Origin of the sequence: Pseudomonas sp. BIGb0278 (assembly GCF_024809895.1) — a bacterium.
Classification (GTDB): Bacteria; Pseudomonadota; Gammaproteobacteria; order Pseudomonadales; family Pseudomonadaceae; genus Aquipseudomonas; species Aquipseudomonas shirazensis.
Genome location: NZ_JANUEL010000006.1, coordinates 12,930 through 33,883, shown reverse-complemented (window position 1 = coordinate 33,883; position 20,954 = coordinate 12,930). Strand labels below are relative to the sequence as shown.

The window sequence follows — 20,954 nt, the reverse complement described above, 5'->3', positions numbered from 1 at the left end:
GCCGTGGGACATAAGGGCATCTTAGCCGCGATGGTGCGGCGGGAGAACCTTGGAGGGAAGACGCAATGACCGACCAAGCCTTTGCCCAGGCCGACCCTGAATGGGTCGAGCTGATCAGCCTGGCCCGCGAATGGTTTCAAGGCCCTGTTGGGCAGTTGATGCTGCGCGAAGAAGAAAAGTTGCTTGAAACTGAACTCGCGCGTTTTTTTGGTGGTTATCTGGTGCATTACGGGCCAGGGGCGGAGGCGCCGCCGCATGCCAAGCAGGTGCATCGCAATGTGCGCCTCGGTGCGCCGTTGCCAGGGGTTGAAATCGTCTGCGAAGAACAGGCCTGGCCGCTCGCCGAACATGCGGCGGACGTCGTAGTGCTGCAGCACGGGCTGGACTTCAGCCTATCGCCTCACGGCCTGCTGCGCCAGGCCGCCAGTGCGGTGCGTCCGGGTGGCCATCTGCTGATCGTCGGTATCAACCCATGGAGCAGTTGGGGCATGCGCCACCTGTTCAGCAAAGGCGCCTTGCGCAAGGCACGTTGCATCCCGCCGTCGCGGGTCGGTGACTGGCTCAACCTGCTCGGCTTTGCGCTGGAGAAACGCCGCTTCGGCTGTTATCGTCCGCCGCTTGCTTCACCGGCCTGGCAGCAGCGCCTCACCGGGTGGGAGCGGGTAGCCGGTGGCTGGCAGATGTCAGGTGGCGGCGTCTACCTGCTGATAGCGCGCAAGATGGTAGTCGGCCTGCGGCCACTGCAACCGGCCCGGCGTGAGCCGATGGGCAAACTGCTGCCGCTGCCCCTGGCCAAGGTCAATCGCGACCCGGCCAACCGCGACCATCATCCGGGTCGATAAATTACAGCGAATTAAGGCAGTACATGAGCGAAGAAAGCATCGAGATGTTTACCGACGGCGCCTGCAAGGGCAATCCGGGCCCTGGCGGCTGGGGCGTGCTGATGGTGTACAAGGGCGTCGAAAAGGAACTCTGGGGTGGCGAGCTGGAGACCACCAACAACCGCATGGAGCTGATGGCGGCCATCGAGGGCCTCAAGGCGCTCAAGCGTGAATGCGAGGTTGTGCTGACCACCGACTCGCAGTACGTCATGAAAGGCATCAACGAGTGGATGGCCAACTGGAAGAAGCGCGGCTGGAAGACCGCGGCCAAGGAGCCGGTGAAAAACGCCGACCTGTGGCGCGAGCTAGACGAGCAGGTCAACCGGCACAAGGTCACCTGGAAGTGGGTGCGCGGGCATATCGGCCATCATGGCAACGAACGCGCCGACCAGTTGGCCAACCGCGGCGTCGACGAAGTTCGCGCGCGTCACAAGTAATCCGACACTGGGGTATACTCCCGGCTCTTTTTTGTCGTAGCAGTTGGAGCCACCGCCCGTGGAGCAGCAGAACACCCGATACGTCGTCCTCGATACCGAAACTACCGGCATGCCGGTTGGCGAGGGTCATCGGATCATCGAAATCGGTTGCGTCGAAGTGCTGGGCCGGCGCCTGACCGGGCGCCATTTCCATGTTTATCTGCAGCCTGACCGCGAGAGTGACGAGGGCGCGATTGGCGTCCACGGCATCACCGACGCATTCCTGATCGGCAAGCCGCGCTTCGCTGAAGTGGCTGACGAGTTCTTCGACTTCATTCAGGGCGCGCAGCTGGTCATCCACAACGCGGCGTTCGACGTTGGCTTCATAAACAACGAATTCGCTCTGCTTGGCCAGCATGATCGCGCCGATATCTCCAAACACTGCGGCATCCTCGATACCCTGATGCTGGCGCGTTCGCGCCACCCAGGCCAGCGCAACAGCCTCGACGCCTTGTGCAAACGCTACGGTATCGACAACTCCGGACGTGAGCTGCACGGCGCGTTGCTCGACTCGGAATTGCTGGCGGATGTCTACCTGGCCATGACCGGTGGCCAGACCAGCCTGTCGCTGGCTGGGCATGGTGCTGATGGCGAGGAGGGAAGGGACAGTGACGGCAGTGAGATTCGCCGGATCGTCGGGCGTCAGCCGCAGCCTGTGTTGATGGCTTCTGCTGAAGAGCTGGAGGCGCATGCCCAGCGTCTCGCGGCGGTGGCCAAGTCTGCCGGCGGCCCGGCGCTGTGGCAGAGTCTGAGCGAGGCCTGATCAGGCCTGCATGCGGGCCCTCCGTGGCCTGCTGGTTGCCGCAAGGCTGAATCAGGGAATGCGGATGATCTCGACGCCACTCTGGGTCAGCTCGAAGCGATCTTCACCCAGGTGCCGAACGCGATCGCCAATAGCCAGTCGATAGCTGGTAATCGGTTCACCATGGGCACTGCCGTCGTCCTGAAAGGTCGATTCCTGGAATTCGTGCACGGGGTAGATTCGGCCTTCGGCGTCACGGGCGTGAAATTGGCCGACCAGTACTGCTGCCATTTTGGGGGGAAACCTCTGAAAAATTGGAGAAATGTCTGCAGTCATAGACCAGTGAAACCGCCGGGAAGTTTTCTTGCAATGGGAAAAAAACCTCGGCGGCGAAACACGGTCATCTATAACTACTAACTCCATCAACCAGCAGAGGTTGTAAAACGCCATGAGCCAGGTGTATTCGGTAGCAGTTGTAGTCGGCAGCTTGCGCAAGGATTCCTACAATCGCAAGGTGGCCAAGGCCCTGGGTGAGCTGGCGTCCTCCAGCCTCAGCTTGAAGATCATCGAGATCGGCGATTTGCCGCTGTACAACGAAGATGTAGAGAGTGCCGGTGCGCCGCAGCCCTGGCAGCGTTTTCGTGACGAGATCAAGCGTAGTGACGCGGTGCTGTTCGTCACACCGGAGTACAACCGCTCGCTGCCCGGTTGCTTGAAGAACGCCATTGACGTTGGCTCGCGGCCTTATGGGCAAAGTGCCTGGGGCGGCAAGCCAACGGCTGTGGTGAGCGTTTCGCCCGGTGCAGTGGGTGGCTTTGGCGCCAACCATGCGGTGCGCCAGTGCCTGGTGTTCCTCGATATGCCATGCATGCAGATGCCCGAGGCATATATCGGCGGGGCGGCGACCCTGTTCGATGATGCCGGCAAGCTCAATGACAAGACTCGGCCGTTCCTGCAGGCATTCATCGACAAGTTTGCAGCCTGGGTGAAGCTCAACCGCGCGGTATAACACCGCTCCTACGCGGACTGGGGCATTTCGCCTTTGGCCAGGCGCTGGTTGATATCGGCAACGACCTCGGGGAGGTCGTTGATGGTGTCGACCAGGTAGTGCGGTCGCGCGCTTTCAAACAGTGCGTGAATCCGCTGCCGTTCACGCGCGAGTGTGCCCGCATCCAGCGCCTGGTACTCCTCCCAGGTCAGCCCCAAGGCATTCCCTGAGCAGACCAGCGCCACTGTCCACATACCGGCGCGGCGGCCTTCGAGGATACCTGGCACGGTGTCATCAACCTTGACGCAAGCACCGACGTCATCGATGCCCAAGGCAATCACATTGGCCAGCGCCTGCGCCGGCCAAGGGCGGCCATTGGGCGTTTCATCGGTCGCTACCACATGGTCGGCAACATAGCCGTTGCACTTGGCCAACTCGACCACCTTGTCCATGACTACCTTGGGGTAACCCGAGCACGAGCCAATCTTCAGGCCATCTGCACGTAGCCCAGTCAGCGTTTGCAGTGCGCCGGGGATCAATGCCGAGTGCACGGCGATCTTGTCGATTTGCAGTGGCATGAAGCGTTGATAAATGGCGGTCACGTCGTCATCGCTTGGCGTGCGGCCAAATACCTTGCGGTAGCGTTCGGCAATTGCCGGCTGATCGCACAAGGTGCGGATATGGTCCCACTTGCCCATGCCCATCGGCCCGCGGGCCTCTTCAATGGACACTTCGACGTCGAACTCGGCGAACGCCTCAACAAAGATCTGCGTGGGCGCGAACGAGCCGAAGTCGACCACGGTGCCCGCCCAGTCAAGAATGGCGGCTTGCAGGCGGGTTGGGTTGGTGTAGTTCATGTCACAGAGCCTCGCTCAAGAGTTGACTGCTGGTGTGCACCTGCATTTCCCGCAGCACCTGGGCCACGGCATCGACTGCTGCCTGCATGCCCTGCGCACCGACGGCACCGATGCAGCCAACGCGGAAGGTTTCGACCTGGGTCAGCTTGCCCGGGTAGAGGATGAAGCCTTTGGCCTTGACCCGTTCGTAGAAGTCCTGAAATCGGTAGCGTGGATCATCCGGTGCATGGAAGGTGACGATGATCGGCGCCTGAATGGCAGCCGGGAGGAAGCTGCGCAGGCCGATCGCCGCCATACCGTCGAGCAACGTCCGGCAGTTGTCGGCGTAGCGCTGGTGTCTGGCCTGCAGGCCGCCTTCTTCGGTGTATTGCTTGAGTGCCTCGTGCAGGGCGGCGACCACGTGGGTAGGCGGGGTAAAACGCCACTGGCCGGTCTTGGCCATGTAGGCATGCTGGTCGTACAGGTCCATGGCCAGCGATTGGCAGTTACCCTCGGCGGCTGCCAAGGCGGTTTTTTCCGCGAACACGAAGCCCATCCCGGGGACGCCCTCAAGGCATTTGCCGGAAGCGGCGATCAGCGCTTCGAACGGCACTTCTCGAGCGTCGATCGGCAATGCGCCAAACGAGCTCATCGCATCGATGATCAGGTGTTTGCCATGGCTATGCACTACATCGGCGATGGCTTTGAGCGGGTTGAGGATGCCGGTGCTGGTCTCGCAGTGGATCAGCGCCACGTGGGTAAGTTCGGCATCTGCTGCCAGCAGCCGTTCGACATCGGCGGCGGTAGTGGGCTGGTCCTCGGCGGTTTCGAAGGTGCTGTAACGACGGCCAAGCACTTTGCAGATTTTGGCCAGGCGCTGACCGTAGGCGCCGTTGATCAGCACCAGCACCTTGCCGTCGCGCGGTACCAGTGTGCCGATGGCCGCTTCTACGGCGAAGGTGCCGCTGCCTTGCAACGGTACGCAGTGATGGCTGGCGCTGGCATCGAGAATGGCTAACAACTGTTCGCAGACGCTGGCGGTAAGTTGGTTGAAATCACGGTCCCAGGAACCCCAGTCCACCAGCATCGCTTGGCGGGTGCGCAGAGAGGTAGTGAGGGGGCCTGGGGTCAGCAGAATCGGGGCATTGCTCATTGCGTGAATCCTCGCAAGCGGTGGGCTGAGACTGCGAGATCAAGGTTGCAATTGGGCGTGCTATCAATCAAATTGTTTGTTGTTATGCCAGCCATAAGTCAGGCCGATAGCTATGAACCTGTTCCAGTTACGTGCGTTTGATGCTGTTGCCCGTGAAGGCAGCTTTACCCGCGCCGCAGCACGTCTGTTCATCAGCCAGCCGGCGGTGACCGGGCACGTCAAGGCGCTGGAGGAGCACTACCAGATCACCTTGCTGCGGCGTACCGCCCGACGGGTGGAACTGACTGAAGAAGGCACGCGGCTGGCGGCCATTACCCGCGCGATGTTCGGCCTGGCCGAAGAGGCGCAGACTATGCTTGAGGCCAACCGCCAGTTGTTGACCGGGCGCCTGGAGGTGGCCGCCGATGGGCCGCACCGGGTCATGCCAATGCTTGCCCAGTTACGCGCTCGTTATCCCGGTATCACCGTCAACCTGCGCTTGGGCAACGCTCAGGAAACGTTGGCGGCACTACTTAGCGAACATGCCGATGTCGCAGTGCTTACCGAAGTTGAGCCGCGCAAGGGGCTCTATCTGCGTAGCCTTGGCCAGTCGCAACTATGCGCATTGCTGCCGGTTGCGCACCGATGGGCGGCAACTGCAGCTGCTCAGGCGCTGCCGCTGGAGGCTCTGGACAAACAGATCATGGTGTTGCGCGAGCCTACTTCAATTACCCGCCGCACGTTTGACCGCGCCTGCGCTCAGGCGGGGCTGCAGCCGCGGGTGCTGCTTGAGCTGGACAGCCGCGAGGCGGTAACCGAGGCAGTTGCGGCGCAACTGGGTATTGGCATCGTCTCGTCGATGGAAGTCGCGCATGATCCGCGGGTGGTGGCTCGGCCGCTGGCCGGCGACGGGTTGCTTAATCAACACATGCTGGGTTGCCTCGAGCGGCGTCGTGAGTTGCGCTTGATCCAGGCCTTTATCGAACTTGCCGTTGCCCCCTGAGAGACCGGCAGGGTCAGTCAGTTACAGCTCAGAGTGGCAATCGACGGTTTTTTCTACTGCCGGTCTAAGACGCCAGCAGCCTGTTACGGACAGACAATGAGCGAGAAAGACACTATTTCCATGCAGCTGGTGCGCGAAGCGTTGCTGCAGACAAGCACAGACAAGATCGCCGACCATGCGTTGCTGGCGCGCGCGGGCATCGATGCCAAGCAATTGGGGCAAGCCGAGGCGCGGGTGCCTGCTCAGGCCTATGCACGTCTGTGGCGGCTGTTGGCACGTCGTTGCAATGATGAGTTTTTCGCGATGGATGCGCGTGGGCTGCGCCGTGGCAGTCTCGCTTTTGTCTGCCGAGCGAGCATGTTGCAGCCCACTGTCGGAGCGGGCCTGCACACCGTTCTGGATTTTCTTGCACTGATGCTTGAAGACTTGCGGCCGGCATTGGCTGGCGAGCACGGGTTGGCGGAGATCGTGATCCAGGAGCCGCTGCAGGCGCCTCGTCGCGCTTTTACCTATTTCACCTTGTGGATGATAGTGCATGGCGTAGCGTGCTGGCTGGCCGGGCGCCGTATCCCGATCCTGGCCATAGATTTGCGCTGCAGCGAACCGCCGTTCTGCGACGACTACCGCGTCATGTTCTCGCAGAGCCTGCACTTCGACCGACCGCGCACACGTATGGTGATTTCCAGTGAGTGCCTGCAATGGCCGGTCAAGCGCAGCGCGGATGACCTGCAACGTTTTCTTGGTGAAGCGCCCGGCAATATTCTGGTCAGGTATCGCGATCCGGACAGCCTGGCGCGGCGCATCCGCAGTGACCTGTTGCGGCTGCCGCCAGCTGACTGGCTGGATGCCGACAGCCTGGCGCGGCAACTGCATCTGTCCGCTTCGACCTTGCGTCGGCGTCTGGCGGAAGAAGGACAGACATACCAAGGCTTGAAGGACAGTGCGCGGCGCGAGCTGGCAACAGCCTGGCTGACCGATCCGGGCGTCGCGCTGGATGAAGTCGCCGAACGCTTGGGCTTTGCTGATTCCAGCTCTTTTTATAAAGCGTTTCGCAAATGGTTTGGCTGCAATCCGGGACATTACCGGACGCTGATCCTAGGCCGCCACTCCAGTCCCTGATTTCCCCTGCAATTTCGAGGCGCCACGCCCCATGGTTGCTGGATTCCGACTTCAGGATCCAGTCCCAGGCCGCATGCCATCCTCCCTGCAAAAATCGAACAAGCGACTGATCAGTTCATCGGGACTATCCTTGCGGACTGGCTGAGGCGGGCTTCTGCCACGCACCTCTGTGCCCTGCGCGATGCCTATGGCGAGCACATGCACAGCCAGACGCAGATGGCGGCTTTGCTTGCCCGGGTTTACCGTTGCACGATTTTGCCAGTCTCAGGCTCGAGCGTGCTCTGGCAATCCAGATGGAGTTGGCAGTGGACCTGAACCAGGCGTGTTGGCAGGTCGTGCGCCGTCATTTCACCCCTCAATCCTGGCAGCTTGCCGAGCGACGGACCTTATCTGGTCAGCGAACCCGCCCTGCAAAGGTTACTGCAGAACTTCGCGAGAGATGAGTCGTTTTACGAGGGCACTGGTCTGGTCTATCCGGCCGTGCAGGCCACTGGGGCAGGCGTGTAGGTTGTGAGCAGAGACCACGCACGTATCGTCGAGGTTTGCCGTCAGGTAGATGTAGGCAAAGCCTACCAGACTCATCTGGATGAGGTACTGGACGCACGCGCTGCGTCAGCCCTGGCAGAGGATGCGCGTTGTGCATTTGATCTGGCGACCCAGCTTGTGCGGGCGAAGCACCTGCTGCCAGAGGCTGAAGCTAGCCTGAGTCAGCGGGACTTCTGGCAAGCCTACCTGCGGGAGCGCCATGAAACCACGTTCGATGCGCTCATCGCCGAATATGCAGCGCAAGGCGAGCAACTGGATCAGGAGCGTGAGCAACTGACCAGCCAGGACTACACCCAGCGCTGGCAGGATTTGCTTGATGCCCGTGAAGCTGCACTGCAGGCCTTGAGCCTTGAACTGACCCGTGAAGCGCTGGAGCAGGACGCGACGCGCCTGAGCAGTACCTCGCCGGCTCAGGAGTGACCGTTCAGACCAGTCAACCGAGTTGACGCTTTTGGCCATTGCCGGCTGGGCATAGCGGCGCGAACATCGTCGGACCGCACATCAACAATAACCAAGCAGTCCGACGATGCGCATTGCCTGCCCGGTCCATACCGGGCTTCTTGCGGTCGAACCAGCAAGGAACCTACCCATGCATGTACAAGGCAAAAATTTCATTGTTACCGGTGCAGCCTCCGGGCTCGGCGCTGCCACCGCGCAGTCGCTGGTCCAGGCTGGCGCTCGAGTAATGCTGGTCGACCTCAATGCCGAGGCGGTTTCGGCCAAGGCCAGTGAGCTCGGCGACAATGCCCGCTTCACGGTTGCTGATATCTGTGATGAGCAGGCCGCCCAGGCTGCAGTCGCTGCGGCAGTCGCTGCCTTTGGCAGCCTGCACGGGCTGATCAACTGCGCCGGTATCGTCGGCGCTGAAAAAATCCTCGGCAAGCAAGGGCCGCATGGCCTGGCGAGTTTTGCCAAGGTCATCAACGTCAATCTGCTCGGCAGCTTCAATATGCTGCGCCTGGCCGCTGCGGCTATTGCCGATACCGCGGCGGATGCAGATGGCGAGCGCGGTGTGATCATCAATACCGCGTCGGTGGCTGCCTATGATGGGCAAATCGGCCAGGCCGCCTACGCCGCATCCAAGGGGGCGGTTGCCAGCCTGACGCTGCCGGCAGCACGCGAACTTGCACGTTTTGGTATCCGCGTGATGACCATTGCCCCAGGCATCTTTGAAACGCCGATGATGGCCGGCATGACTCAGGAGGTGCGCGACTCGCTGGCCGCCGGCGTGCCGTTCCCACCGCGCCTCGGTCGCCCCCAAGAGTACGCCGCGTTGGCCCTGCACATCATTGAAAACAGCATGCTCAACGGTGAGGTGATCCGCCTCGACGGCGCCCTGCGCATGGCTGCCCGCTAAGGAGAAGCACAGATGACCCTCGCCAACGATCCAATTGTCATTGTGAGTGCCGTGCGCACGCCCATGGGCGGCTTGCAGGGCGATCTGAAGAGCCTGACTGCACCGCAACTGGGCGCCGCGGCAATTCGTGCCGCCGTCGAGCGAGCCGGTGTCGAGCCGGCCAGTGTCGACCAGTTGTTGTTTGGTTGCGTACTGCCAGCCGGCCTGGGTCAGGCCCCGGCGCGTCAGGCTGCCTTGGGTGCAGGGCTGGATAAAAGTACCACCTGCACCACGCTGAACAAGATGTGTGGCTCAGGGATGCAGGCCACCATCATGGCCCACGATCTGCTGCTGGCCGGCAGCGCCGATGTGGTGGTGGCTGGCGGCATGGAAAGCATGAGCAATGCACCGTACCTGCTGGACAAGGCCCGCAGTGGCTACCGCATGGGCCATGGTCGGATGCTCGACCACATGTTCCTCGACGGCCTCGAAGATGCCTACGACAAAGGCCGCCTGATGGGCACCTTCGCCGAAGACTGTGCCCAGGCCGGTGGCTTTAGCCGCGAGGCCCAGGATGCCTTCGCCATCGCCTCGCTGACCCGCGCGCAAACAGCGATCAAAGAGGGCCGTTTCGCTGCTGAAATCGTTGCCGTTGAAGTGACCGAAGGCAAGCAGACGCGGCTGATCAGCGACGACGAACAGCCGCCCAAGGCGCGTCTGGACAAGATCCCGCAGTTGCGCCCGGCATTTCGCGAGGGCGGCAGCGTGACCGCAGCCAACTCAAGCTCGATCTCCGATGGCGCGGCGGCACTGGTGCTGATGCGTCGCTCGCAGGCAGAGCAACGCGGCCTCACCCCGCTGGCGGTAATCCACGGCCATGCAGCGTTCGCCGATGCACCGGCACTGTTCCCCACTGCCCCCATCGGTGCCATCGACAAGTTGCTCAAACGCACCGGCTGGAGCTTGGCCGAAGTGGATCTGTTCGAGATCAACGAGGCCTTCGCCGTGGTCACTCTGGCAGCCATGCAGCAACTCGATCTGCCCCATGACAAGGTCAATGTCCACGGCGGCGCCTGCGCGCTCGGCCACCCGATCGGTGCCTCTGGCGCGCGGATTCTGGTGACCCTGCTATCGGCTCTGCGCCAGAACAACCTGCGCCGTGGTGTGGCTGCGATCTGCATTGGCGGTGGCGAAGCGACTGCGATGGCCGTTGAATGTCTGTACTGAGGTGAACCATGCTGGTAACTGACGAGCAACAACAAATTGCCGATGCGGTACGAGATTTCGCCCAGGAGCGGCTCAAACCGTTTGCCGAACAGTGGGACAAGGAGCACCGCTTCCCCCGTGAGGCGATTGCCGAGATGGCCGAGCTTGGTCTGTTCGGCATGCTGGTGCCCGAGCAATGGGGCGGCAGCGATACCGGCTACGTCGCCTACGCCATGGCGCTGGAAGAAATCGCCGCCGGCGATGGCGCCTGCTCGACGATCATGAGCGTGCACAACTCGGTGGGCTGCGTGCCAATCCTGAAGTTCGGCAGCGAGCAACAGAAGCAGCAGTTTTTGCAACCGCTGGCCAGCGGCGCCATGCTGGGCGCTTTTGCCCTGACCGAACCGCAGGCCGGCTCTGACGCCAGTAGCCTGAAAACCAGAGCACGGCTGGATGGCGACCACTATGTACTCAACGGCAGCAAGCAGTTCATTACCTCCGGCCAAAATGCCGGGGTGGTGATCGTGTTTGCTGTCACCGACCCGGCTGCCGGCAAGCGTGGTATCAGTGCGTTCATCGTGCCTACCGATGCGCCTGGATACCAGGTTACTCGGGTCGAGGAAAAGCTCGGTCAGCATGCCTCCGACACTTGCCAGATCGTCTTCGACGATGTGCGCATACCGCTGGCCAATCGTCTGGGCGAGGAGGGTCAGGGCTACAAGATTGCCCTGGCCAACCTCGAAGGCGGGCGCATCGGTATTGCCTCGCAAGCGGTCGGCATGGCTCGCGCGGCTTTCGAGGTAGCGCGTGACTACGCCCGCGAGCGGCAAAGCTTCGGCAAGCCACTAATCGAGCACCAGGCCGTGGCGTTTCGCCTGGCCGACATGGCCACCCGCGTCGCCGTCGCCCGGCAGATGGTGCTGCACGCCGCAGCGTTGCGCGACGCCGGCCGGCCGGCGTTGCAGGAGGCTTCGATGGCCAAGCTGTTCGCCTCCGAAATGGCCGAAAAGGTCTGCTCGGATGCCTTGCAGACGCTCGGCGGTTATGGCTATCTGAGCGACTTCCCGCTGGAGCGGATCTACCGCGACGTGCGTGTCTGCCAGATTTACGAAGGCACCAGCGACATTCAGCGCATGGTCATTGCGCGCAACCTTTGAAGGAGCAACCTGCATGGCATTCGAAACCATACTGCTGGACATCCACGGCAAGGTCGGCCTGATCACCCTTAACCGGCCGCAGGCGCTGAACGCCCTTAACGCGCAGATCATCGCCGAGATCAACCAGGCGCTGGACCAGTTGGAGCAAGACCCACAGATCGGCTGCGTGGTCCTCACCGGTTCAGCCAAGGCCTTTGCTGCGGGTGCCGACATCAAGGAAATGGCCGAGCTCAGCTACCCGCAGATCTACCTTGACGATCTGTTCAGCGAGTCCGATCGGATCGCCAACCGGCGCAAGCCGATCATCGCCGCGGTGTCTGGTTTTGCCCTGGGCGGTGGCTGTGAGCTGGCGATGATGTGCGACTTCATTCTCGCCGCCGACAACGCCAAGTTCGGTCAGCCAGAAGTCAACCTCGGCGTGTTGCCGGGCATGGGTGGCACCCAACGCCTGACCCGCGCCGTGGGCAAGGCCAAAGCCATGGAACTGTGTCTGAGCGGTCGCTTGATGGGCGCCGAGGAAGCTGAACGCGCAGGGCTGGTGGCACGCGTCATCCCTCAGGCCGAGTTGCTTGAAGAAGCCTTGAAGGTGGCGGCAAGCATCGCCGCCAAGTCGATCCCGATCAGCATGATGGTCAAGGAGAGCGTCAACCGTGCCTTTGAAGTCACCCTCAGCGAAGGTGTGCGCTTCGAGCGTCGGGTGTTCCATGCAGCCTTTGCGACTCACGACCAGAAAGAAGGCATGGCCGCGTTTATCGGCAAGCGCGAGGCGCAGTTCAAGGACGCCTGAAAACGGCGCGCGGTCGCAGGCACGGCGCATGCCTGCAACCGCTCCCAGTCAGTACCAAGGATCCGCCGCCGACCTGCGACCAAGGAAGCACAGCGTTTGGCCCTTCGCATCATTCAAGCAGGCCTTCGCACTGCCTAGTATCGGCTCATTGCCTGTCGCGCCGACGGGCCATGGACAGTCGAGGCTTTCATGATTTACGCCGCTCCCGGCACCGCCGGAGCCCTGGTGCAGTTCAAGCTGCGCTACGGCAACTACATCAACGGTCAGTTCGTGCCGCCGATCAAGGGCGAGTACTTCACCAACACCTCGCCAGTCAATGGCCAGCCGATTGCCGAATTCCCGCGCTCAGGCGCCGAGGACATCGACGCTGCACTGGATGCAGCGCACGCAGTAGCCGAGTCTTGGGGGCATACGTCGGTACAGGACCGTGCGTTGATTCTGCTGAAGATCGCCGACCGCATCGAAGCGCACCTCGAACAGCTGGCGATCACCGAGAGCTGGGACAACGGCAAGCCAATCCGCGAAACGCTCAACGCCGATGTGCCGTTGGCCGCCGACCATTTCCGCTACTTCGCCGGGTGCATCCGCGCTCAGGAAGGCGGCGCGGCCGAGATCAACCAGAACACCGTGGCCTACCACCTGCATGAGCCGTTGGGGGTGGTCGGGCAGATCATTCCGTGGAACTTCCCGCTGCTGATGGCCGCCTGGAAACTCGCACCGGCGCTGGCTGCCGGTAACTGCGTAATCCTCAAGCCTGCCGAGCAGACGCCTCAATCGATCACTCTGCTTGCAGAGCTGGTAGGCGATCTGCTGCCCGCCGGTGTGCTCAATATCGTCCACGGCTATGGCCGCGAAGCGGGCGAGGCGCTGGCCACCAGCAAACGCATCGCCAAGATCGCCTTTACCGGTTCCACCCCGGTGGGCTCGCACATCATGAAGTGCGCTGCCGAGAACATCATTCCGTCCACTGTGGAACTGGGTGGCAAGTCGCCGAACATCTTCTTCGAAGATATTCTCCAGGCCGAACCGGCCTTTATCGAAAAAGCCGCCGAAGGGCTGGTGCTGGCGTTCTTCAACCAGGGCGAAGTGTGCACCTGCCCATCGCGGGCGCTGGTGCAGGAATCGATCTATCCGCAGTTCATGCAGGTAGTGCTGGAGAAGATCCGCAAGATCAAGCGTGGCAACCCGCTCGACACCGAGACCATGGTCGGCGCGCAGGCTTCGCAGCAACAGTTTGACCGGATTCTTACCTACCTCGAAGTTGCCGAGCAGGAAGGCGCCGAGCTGCTCACCGGCGGTCAGGTCGAGCGGCTTGAAGGTGAGCTCGCTGGCGGTTACTACCTGCAGCCGACCCTGCTCAAGGGCCACAACGGCATGCGCGTGTTCCAGGAGGAAATCTTCGGCCCGGTAGTCAGCGTGACCACCTTCAAGGATGAGGCCGAGGCGCTGGCAATTGCCAACGATACCGAGTTCGGCCTGGGCGCCGGGGTCTGGACGCGTGATATCAACCGCGCCTATCGCATGGGCCGCGGGATCAAGGCTGGGCGAGTCTGGACCAACTGCTACCACCTGTATCCAGCGCATGCGGCGTTCGGTGGCTACAAGAAGTCTGGCGTGGGCCGCGAAACGCACAAGATGATGCTCGACCACTATCAGCAGACCAAGAACCTGCTGGTCAGCTACGACATCAACCCGCTCGGGTTCTTCTGAACCTGCGGTAACAACCGGTTCTAAAGTAGCAATGGCATTACACCGGAAACGGTGTATCAATAGACGCACCGCAATCCTGTGGTGCCAGAAGAGGATGAACCCATGTGGAAAAAGCCCGCGTTCACTGATCTGCGTATTGGTTTTGAAGTCACGATGTATTTCGCCAACCGCTGAATCTTCTGGGGCCGCTACGCGGCCCTTTCCGCGATAGCAGGCCGCTGCGAGGGCGCGCCGATCCGATTGCAAACCCTTCAAGATGCTTTAGGCTGAGCTTCACCCTCAAAAGAACAATAGGCGTTGCATGAGCGCGAATCCGAGCCAGTTGCGCAAGTTCGTTTCCCCGGAAATCATTTTTGGTGCCGGCTGCAGGCATCACGTTGCCAACTATGCGCGGACCTTCGGCGCGCGCAAGGTACTGCTGGTCAGTGACCCCGGCGTGCTGGCTGCCGGCTGGGTCGCCGACGTCGAGGCCAGTCTTCAGGGGCAGGGTATCGACTACTGCCTGCATACCGATGTCTCGCCTAATCCTCGTGTTGAAGAAGTGATGGCCGGCGCCGAGCGCTACCGCAGCGAACAGTGCGACGTGATCGTCGCCGTCGGTGGCGGCAGCCCTATGGACTGCGCCAAGGGCATCGGCATCGTCGTCGCCCACGGCCGGCATATCCTCGAATTCGAAGGGGTCGACACCATTCGCGTGCCAAGCCCGCCGCTTATTTTGATCCCTACAACAGCAGGCACCTCAGCGGATGTGTCGCAGTTCGTGATTATTTCCAACCAGCAGCAACGGATGAAGTTTTCCATCGTCAGCAAGGCCGTGGTGCCAGACGTGTCGTTGATCGATCCGGAAACAACCCTGAGCATGGACCCGTTTTTATCTGCCTGCACCGGCATTGACGCCCTGGTGCATGCCATCGAGGCGTTCGTGTCGACCGGCCATGGCCCGCTGACCGACCCGCATGCGCTGGAGGCGATGCGCCTGATCAACGGCAATCTGGTGCAGATGATCGCCAGCCCCAACGATATTGGCCTGCGTGAAAAGGTCATGCTCGGCAGCATGCAGGCGGGTCTGGCGTTTTCCAATGCCATTCTTGGCGCCGTGCACGCCATGTCGCACAGCCTTGGCGGTTTTCTCGACCTGCCCCATGGGTTATGCAATGCGGTGCTGGTCGAGCATGTGGTGGCGTTCAATTACAGTGCGGCGCCAGAGCGCTTCAAGGTGATTGCGCAGACGCTGGGGATTGATTGTCGTGGGCTCAATCATGAACAGGTGCGCAAGCGTCTGGTCGATCACCTGATCGCGTTGAAGCATGCGGTGGGCTTCCACGAAACCCTCGGCCTGCATGGCGTCGGCAGCAGCGATATCCCGTTCCTGTCGCGCCACGCGATGGGCGATCCGTGCATTCTGACCAACCCGCGCAGCTCGAGCCTGCGAGATGTCGAGGTGGTCTATGGCGAGGCCCTCTGAGCCTGGCGCCGATGCCCTGGCCGGATTATTGGGGTTGTCCAACCACACGGTGCGCAAGAGCCACTACCCTGAGCTGGCGGTGCGCCTGGAAGAGCTCGAGGCGGAGCGCAATCGCTACACCTGGCTGTTCGAGCACGCCGTGCACGGCATCTTTCAGGCCAGCCTGGAAGACGGCATGCGCGCAGCCAATCCGGCGCTTGCGCGCATGCTCGGCTACGACCACGCGCAGGCGTTGCTGTTCTCGCGCAGCGATCTGGCCAGCTTGCTGTTCGATCGGGGCACCGATGAGTTGGCCGAGATCGTCGCCACCCTCCAGCGCGAGCGCGCTTTGCTGGCCTATGAGACCCGCCTGCGCCGCCGTGATGGCAGCAGCGTCGATGTGCTCATGAACCTGCTGTCGCGTCCGGACGAACCCGGCGTGGTCGAAGGTTTCGTGGCGGATATCACCGAGCGCAAGCAGGCTCAGGCACGCCTGCAGCAGCTCAATGACCAGCTTGAACAGCGGGTTGCCGAGCGCACCAATGAGCTGATCGAGGCGCGCGACGCTGCGCAGGCTGCCAACCTGAGCAAGGACAAGTACCTTGCTGCGGCCAGCCACGATTTGCTGCAGCCGTTGAATGCCGCCAGGTTGTTGATTTCGACCTTGCGCGAACGCGACCTGGCCGCAGCCGAAGGCCTGCTGGTCGAGCGTGCGCACCAGGCACTGGAAGGCGCTGAAGACTTGCTCAGCGACCTGCTGGATATCTCCCGCCTGGATCACGCGACCATCCAGCCCGATTTCGACTGTTATCGACTTGATGATCTGCTGTTACCGCTGGAGTCGGAGTTTCAGCCGGTTGCCGAGGCTGCCGGGCTGTCGCTGCGGGTGCGTGGTGGTCCGCCGGTGATACGCACCGATTTGCGCCTGCTGACGCGGATACTGCGCAACTTTCTCAGCAATGCCTGCCGTTACACCGAGCAGGGGCGGGTGCTGCTGGGCTGGCGGCGGCGCGGTGACAAGCTGAGCATCGAAGTCTGGGACAGCGGCCGTGGCATCGCCGCCGAGCGCTTGCAGTCAATCTTTCTCGAATTCAACCAGCTGGATGTCGGCCGGGCTGCCGACCGCAAAGGTGTCGGGCTGGGGCTGGCAATCGTCGAGCGGATCGCACGTATCCTTGAGTGCAAGATCGGCGTACGTTCCTGGCCGGACCGCGGTTCGGTGTTCAGCATCGAGGTGCCTATCTCCAGTCAGGAGCCGGCGCCAGCGAGCCTGCCGATTACGCAGGCTAGTGTCGGCGACCCTTTGCCTGGGCGGCGCCTGCTGGTGCTGGACAACGAGCTGAGTATCCGCCAGAGCATGGCGGCACTGCTCGGCCAGTGGGGCTGCGAGGTGTTGACCGCAGGGGATCTGCATGAATCGCTGCAAGTCCTGCAGGGGCGGCCACCGGAACTGGTGCTGGCGGATTTTCACCTTGATCAAGGCCTGACGGGTTGCCATGTTGTTCGCGACCTCAGGGCGCACTTCGCCTGCACGATTCCGGCGGTGATGATTACGGCTGATCGCAGCGAGCAGAGCCGGAGGGCCATGCAGCGGCTGAAGGCACCGCTGCTGAACAAACCGGTCAAGCCAGGCAAGCTGCGCGCTGTGCTCAGCCAATTGCTAGCACAGTGACTGTGGCTGGAGCAGGGGATACTAGTGCACCTTGTACATCATTTCAGACAATTGCCCGGTAATCCCTGTTGCCCGTTGCGCCTTGGCGCCTTAGACTGCCGCCCCCTGTAAAAGAGTGCCGGTTGGCGCTTGAAGAATTCTGTTGCGCAGGCACTGGCCTGAGCGACACCCGAATCGCCCAATGCACATTTTTTCATAGAGAAATCGATGACCAAGGAACAGTTGCTGGCCATGTCGGCCGATGACTACATGAACGCTGCTCAGCTGGAGTTCTTCACCCAGCTGCTGCAAGCGATGAAGGTAGAAACCCACGAGCGCATCGAACAGAGCCGCATCACCATCGAGAGCCTGGATACCCCTTCGGATCCTGCCGACGTGGCGTCGGTCGAGGAAGAGCGTCACTGGCTGGTCAACGGTATCGAGCGCGATCAGCGCCTGCTGCCGCAGCTGGAGATGGCCCTCGGTCGTATTGGCGACGGTGATTTTGGCTGGTGCGAAGACAGTGGCGAGGCGATTGGCCTGCAGCGTCTGCTGATCAGCCCGACCACCAAGTACTGCATCGAAGCGCAAGAGCGCCACGAACAGATCGGTCGCCACCAGCGCCAGATCTGATCGATCGCAGCATGCATGGCCCCACGGAGCGATCCCTGGGGCTTTTTGCATTTGTTCTGCGCTACCTTGATTGCGGGGCGCCTTGATGGTTGCTCTGCATCAAGTCTGTGCTCGTTAAACCGAAGGAAGTATAGATAGTGGCGTTATAGTGGCGTTTAATGGGGTAATAATGCCCTAGAGGATGGACCCTCAACATGATGCGTGACGGATCTGTGCCCACCTGTGACATGCCGCAACCCGCAAAACGCCCGGTCCTGCCAGGAATTGCCGTGTTGCAGGGGGCAGCGCTGGCTGCCGTGCTGGCCGCCATGGCGTTTGCTCAGTTGGCGTTCTATCTGGCCCTGCCGCTGGCATTGTTGGTGCTCTGGTTACCGGGCTGGCGCCGCAAGGCAGCCCAGCCAGGAAACGTCGCGCCGTCTTCACCGGCGCACAATGAGCTGACCCAAACCCTGGCGCGCAGCACCAGCCGTAACGCCTTGTCTGCCGCCTCCATGGCTTTTTCGGTACAACAGTTGGCCACTCGGTTGCAGTCACAGCTGGGCGCCGCCGATCAGATCGTTGACAGTGCACAGATCATGATCGGTACCGAGAAAGCCACCTCTCAGCTCAGCCAGCAGGCGTTGCAGGCGGCCCGTTCAGCACATTCCAGCAGCGCGGCAGGGCAGCAGGTACTGGCCGAGTCGATCCAGCGCATGCACCAGTTAAGCGCCCGGGCCACGGCCAGCCGCGAGTTGATCGAAGCCCTGCACCAGCGCAGCGAAGATATCGCTCGGGTCACCTTGGTGATCCAGGCCATCGCTAGCCAGACCAACCTGCTCGCGCTCAACGCGGCGATCGAGGCGGCCAGGGCAGGCGAGCACGGGCGTGGTTTTGCAGTGGTTGCCGATGAAGTGCGCGGCCTGGCCGGGCGAACCGCAGCCGCTACCGGCGAAGTGGGCGCGATGGTCGCCGATATTCAGGCCCGCACCGCTGAGGTGGTCGAGCAGATTCGTAGTCTGGCCGGGGATTTGAGTGCTGACCTGGTTCAGGTCGAGCAAACAGGCGAGCAATTGACCTTGATCGCCAAGCTGGCGGCCTCTGTGGAGCTGCAGGTTGACGAGATCGCCGAGGGCACCCAGATCAACCAGCAACAACTGGATAACCTGTTCCAGGCGGTTGGGCAGGTGCGCACTGATCTGGAACTCAGCGATGGGCAAACGCGCAGTCTTGCCCAGGCAGCGGTGCATATGGAACGACAAGCGGAGGCGCTTAGCGAGCGGCTGGCCGAAGTTGGCCTGGATGACTATCACCAGCGCATTTTTGCGCTTGCCGAGCAGGGCGCGCGGAGTATCGCTGCCCGCTTTGAGCAGGATATCGAGCAAGGTCTGATTAGCGAAGAAGCGCTGTTCGACCGGCGCTACCAACCCATCCCGAGCATGCAGCCGCCGCGCTTCACTACCCGCTTTGACCAGTACACCGATGCGGTGCTGCCGCAATTGCAGGAGCCGCTGCTGGCCCAGCATGAGGGGCTGGTCTACGCGATTGCCTGCACTGGCGAGGGCTATGTACCGACGCACAACGCGGCGTTCAACCTGCCCTTGACCGGCGACCCGCTGCATGACACCGCGCACAACCGAAGCAAGCGCAAGTTCGACGACCGCACCGGTATCCGCTGTGGCAACCATCAGCAGCGGTTGCTGTTGCAAACCTACAGCCGCGATACCGGTGAACTCATGCATGACCTGTCGGTGCCGCTGTTCATCAACGGTAGACACTGGGGCGGCCTGCGTCTGGGCTACAAGCCCGAGCCTGGTATGAACTGAACGGAGTTTATTGCCGCTGATGCAACACAGATGTACCAGGGCCGCGCTGTTTGTAGTTTCGGTTGATGCGTATCATGGCTACATCGTTAGGTTGCTAATTAAATTCCGGAGGGGATGATGAATAGCCAGATCGATGTCGCAGTGATGATCGGCTCCGGTGTGCCGGCAGCATTGCAGGCGCGTGGCCTGCGGGTCTGCTGGGTCGTGCTGGTGAATGGCGAACGTCGTGGTACCGCATTTGCCAGTCGCCGTGAGGCGCTGGAATGTCAAGCTGCCTGGCAGGCCCAGCTCGGCCGAACACAGGCAGCCTGAAAGCCTTTTCAGCTCTCCAGAAAGCGCGCCAGTTCACACGCATCGCTGTGCCGGCGCCGAAAACCTCTTACCCGGCCGGTAGCGCTGTCGGTTACGTGAAAAAAGGCGATGCCGGCAGCCACGACCCGAAATCTGGGTCGGTCTGCAGCGCTGGTCAGGCAATAAATGTCGCTTGGGCCTCGACGGATTTCAGTATTTTCGTGCATATTTCTCCCGTGTAACGCGCAGAGGGTTGCCTTGGGCCGTCAGGCCTGGGACCTGTCGCTATCTATTGCATGTCTACCGGCAGTGTTGAAGTCAGCATTTACGCCTGCGTTGTGGGAAAATTGCCGAAATGTGGTGTGCGGATCTGGCTGGCACAGCGGGGGTTAAAAATCCTGCCTGCTGCGTAGTCGTTATGTACGGGCCGCTCGTGCTCTATTTCATTAGTCTTTCAGCAGCGATCTGAAATGGCTGCGCCGCCGATCAATTCGGGTGTGGCGCTTGTAACCCTGTTTGAGGATTTGAGATTGGCAGTCAGTACTCTTGATACCCATGCGTTATTTGCATTGGGCGACTTGCGTGGCAAGTTGGCCCAGTTGTTTCACGGGCGTTTCGTTTATGTCACCGAGCAAAGCCCCGACGGTTTGTACATGGCCGAAATCGACACCGACAGCTCATTGGTGGTGGATGACAAACAGCGGCTTGAGCTGAAGGTAGGCGATCACTTCCGCGCCGCAGTTCTGCCCAGTCGCGAAGGTGGCAAGCTGGAGCTGCGTTTTCGCGAGATCAAGCTGAATATCTACGGCGGCGACTATGCCTTCGTCAAGGTGGCGGAAGGTGAGGGCATCGTGTTTCGTAACGGCCAGGGCGTGATGTTGGTCTTTGCCGCCCAGCAACAAGTGCAGGAAGGCCTGGGCAAGCTGCTCAAGGCTGTGACCGGCAAGGTCGCCAAGTGGCGCAAGGGCGAGCTGACCACATTCAAGGCCAGTGAGTGAGTGACGATAGCTTGTCTGCCCAGGGACGGGCGGAGTTTCACCGCCAGTTCGAATCACAGGCGCAGGCGCATGCCGAGCGGCTGCTGGCCCAGCGCGCAGTGATGGGCAGCGCCTGGCTGAGTTGGGTTGCCGGCCAGTTGTATGAGATTACGCCCGCGCCCTTGGCTGCAATGGTCCGGCGCGAACTGCAGCGCTTGAATCGCTAAGCCCAGGCTG

23 protein-coding genes are annotated in these 20,954 nt (G+C 61.6%); 20 read left to right on the top strand and 3 right to left on the bottom strand.

Going from position 1 to position 20,954, the window contains the following annotated elements; translation table 11 throughout:
* Nucleotides 1-65: 65 nt before the first annotated feature.
* Genes M2396_RS18950 through dnaQ form a run of 3 tightly spaced genes read left to right on the top strand, consistent with a single transcriptional unit; the run spans nucleotide 66 to nucleotide 2,120 of the window.
* Entirely contained in the window at nucleotides 66-842 is a 777-nt protein-coding gene (locus M2396_RS18950) for a class I SAM-dependent methyltransferase (protein ID WP_101318228.1), read from the top strand.
* Nucleotides 843-865: 23 nt separating this feature from the next.
* Nucleotides 866-1,318 (top strand): ribonuclease HI, encoded by a 453-nt coding sequence (rnhA, locus tag M2396_RS18945; RefSeq protein ID WP_101318230.1) that lies wholly within the window; start codon nucleotides 866-868, stop codon nucleotides 1,316-1,318.
* Nucleotides 1,319-1,376: 58 nt separating this feature from the next.
* On the top strand, nucleotides 1,377-2,120 hold the full coding sequence (gene dnaQ, locus M2396_RS18940) for a DNA polymerase III subunit epsilon (protein WP_224785558.1): 744 nt from the start codon (nucleotides 1,377-1,379) through the stop codon (nucleotides 2,118-2,120).
* Nucleotides 2,121-2,171: 51 nt separating this feature from the next.
* Here dnaQ and M2396_RS18935 read toward each other — a convergent pair whose 3' ends face one another.
* Nucleotides 2,172-2,390 carry a hypothetical protein gene (locus M2396_RS18935; RefSeq protein ID WP_101318276.1) on the bottom strand — a complete coding sequence of 73 codons (219 nt, stop codon included), beginning with the start codon at nucleotides 2,388-2,390 and terminating at the stop codon, nucleotides 2,172-2,174.
* 157 nt (nucleotides 2,391-2,547) lie between these two features.
* Between M2396_RS18935 and M2396_RS18930 the strand changes: the two genes are divergently transcribed.
* Nucleotides 2,548-3,108, top strand: a complete 561-nt coding sequence (locus tag M2396_RS18930; RefSeq protein WP_101318278.1) for an NADPH-dependent FMN reductase — start codon at nucleotides 2,548-2,550, stop codon at nucleotides 3,106-3,108.
* Nucleotides 3,109-3,116: 8 nt separating this feature from the next.
* Here M2396_RS18930 and phnX read toward each other — a convergent pair whose 3' ends face one another.
* Both phnX and M2396_RS18920 read right to left on the bottom strand, forming a co-directional pair.
* A complete protein-coding gene (gene phnX / locus M2396_RS18925; RefSeq protein ID WP_101318280.1) occupies nucleotides 3,117-3,944 on the bottom strand; it encodes a phosphonoacetaldehyde hydrolase in 828 nt (275 codons plus the stop codon).
* A gap of 1 nt (nucleotide 3,945) precedes the next feature.
* Nucleotides 3,946-5,076: a 2-aminoethylphosphonate--pyruvate transaminase gene (locus M2396_RS18920; protein ID WP_150569668.1), complete on the bottom strand. Its 1,131-nt coding sequence runs from the start codon at nucleotides 5,074-5,076 to the stop codon at nucleotides 3,946-3,948.
* A gap of 112 nt (nucleotides 5,077-5,188) precedes the next feature.
* On the opposite strand from M2396_RS18920, the gene M2396_RS18915 reads away from it, so the two are divergent.
* The 16 genes from M2396_RS18915 to M2396_RS18840 all read left to right on the top strand — a co-directional run bounded on the left by M2396_RS18915 (nucleotide 5,189) and on the right by M2396_RS18840 (nucleotide 20,944).
* Nucleotides 5,189-6,058 carry a LysR substrate-binding domain-containing protein gene (locus M2396_RS18915; protein ID WP_188035682.1) on the top strand — a complete coding sequence of 290 codons (870 nt, stop codon included), beginning with the start codon at nucleotides 5,189-5,191 and terminating at the stop codon, nucleotides 6,056-6,058.
* Nucleotides 6,059-6,154: 96 nt separating this feature from the next.
* On the top strand, nucleotides 6,155-7,177 hold the full coding sequence (locus tag M2396_RS18910) for an AraC family transcriptional regulator (protein ID WP_150569666.1): 1,023 nt from the start codon (nucleotides 6,155-6,157) through the stop codon (nucleotides 7,175-7,177).
* A 510-nt stretch (nucleotides 7,178-7,687) separates the two neighbouring features.
* Nucleotides 7,688-8,143, top strand: coding sequence for a hypothetical protein (locus M2396_RS18905; protein WP_150569665.1), 456 nt, complete (start codon nucleotides 7,688-7,690; stop codon nucleotides 8,141-8,143).
* 169 nt (nucleotides 8,144-8,312) lie between these two features.
* Nucleotides 8,313-9,080 carry an SDR family NAD(P)-dependent oxidoreductase gene (locus tag M2396_RS18900; protein WP_150569664.1) on the top strand — a complete coding sequence of 256 codons (768 nt, stop codon included), beginning with the start codon at nucleotides 8,313-8,315 and terminating at the stop codon, nucleotides 9,078-9,080.
* Between the two features lie 12 nt (nucleotides 9,081-9,092).
* Nucleotides 9,093-10,286, top strand: a complete 1,194-nt coding sequence (locus M2396_RS18895) for an acetyl-CoA C-acyltransferase (RefSeq protein WP_181108347.1) — start codon at nucleotides 9,093-9,095, stop codon at nucleotides 10,284-10,286.
* Between the two features lie 8 nt (nucleotides 10,287-10,294).
* Entirely contained in the window at nucleotides 10,295-11,422 is a 1,128-nt protein-coding gene (locus M2396_RS18890) for an acyl-CoA dehydrogenase (protein ID WP_101318294.1), read from the top strand.
* 13 nt (nucleotides 11,423-11,435) lie between these two features.
* Entirely contained in the window at nucleotides 11,436-12,209 is a 774-nt protein-coding gene (locus tag M2396_RS18885) for an enoyl-CoA hydratase (protein ID WP_101318296.1), read from the top strand.
* Nucleotides 12,210-12,398: 189 nt separating this feature from the next.
* Nucleotides 12,399-13,919 (top strand): aldehyde dehydrogenase family protein, encoded by a 1,521-nt coding sequence (locus M2396_RS18880; protein WP_150569662.1) that lies wholly within the window; start codon nucleotides 12,399-12,401, stop codon nucleotides 13,917-13,919.
* Nucleotides 13,920-14,021: 102 nt separating this feature from the next.
* The gene (gene pqqA, locus M2396_RS18875) at nucleotides 14,022-14,093 is read left to right on the top strand and encodes a pyrroloquinoline quinone precursor peptide PqqA (protein ID WP_009394664.1); all 72 of its coding nucleotides are present in this window, start codon (nucleotides 14,022-14,024) and stop codon (nucleotides 14,091-14,093) included.
* Between the two features lie 127 nt (nucleotides 14,094-14,220).
* A complete protein-coding gene (ercA, locus tag M2396_RS18870) occupies nucleotides 14,221-15,384 on the top strand; it encodes an alcohol dehydrogenase-like regulatory protein ErcA (protein ID WP_259077268.1) in 1,164 nt (387 codons plus the stop codon).
* Complete coding sequence (locus tag M2396_RS18865; RefSeq protein WP_103436797.1) at nucleotides 15,368-17,035, top strand: NahK/ErcS family hybrid sensor histidine kinase/response regulator; 1,668 nt, start codon at nucleotides 15,368-15,370, stop codon at nucleotides 17,033-17,035. Before ercA ends, M2396_RS18865 begins: the two co-directional genes overlap by 17 nt.
* Before the next feature lie 207 nt (nucleotides 17,036-17,242).
* Nucleotides 17,243-17,647, top strand: coding sequence for a TraR/DksA family transcriptional regulator (locus M2396_RS18860; RefSeq protein WP_101318304.1), 405 nt, complete (start codon nucleotides 17,243-17,245; stop codon nucleotides 17,645-17,647).
* A 194-nt stretch (nucleotides 17,648-17,841) separates the two neighbouring features.
* On the top strand, nucleotides 17,842-19,449 hold the full coding sequence (locus M2396_RS18855; RefSeq protein WP_259077267.1) for a methyl-accepting chemotaxis protein: 1,608 nt from the start codon (nucleotides 17,842-17,844) through the stop codon (nucleotides 19,447-19,449).
* A gap of 117 nt (nucleotides 19,450-19,566) precedes the next feature.
* Nucleotides 19,567-19,761, top strand: coding sequence for a hypothetical protein (locus tag M2396_RS18850; protein ID WP_103436799.1), 195 nt, complete (start codon nucleotides 19,567-19,569; stop codon nucleotides 19,759-19,761).
* Between the two features lie 509 nt (nucleotides 19,762-20,270).
* Nucleotides 20,271-20,738 carry a hypothetical protein gene (locus M2396_RS18845; RefSeq protein WP_150569657.1) on the top strand — a complete coding sequence of 156 codons (468 nt, stop codon included), beginning with the start codon at nucleotides 20,271-20,273 and terminating at the stop codon, nucleotides 20,736-20,738.
* On the top strand, nucleotides 20,735-20,944 hold the full coding sequence (locus M2396_RS18840) for a hypothetical protein (protein ID WP_101318310.1): 210 nt from the start codon (nucleotides 20,735-20,737) through the stop codon (nucleotides 20,942-20,944). The genes M2396_RS18845 and M2396_RS18840 overlap by 4 nt, the downstream gene beginning before the upstream one ends.
* The last annotated feature ends 10 nt before the right edge of the window (nucleotides 20,945-20,954 follow it).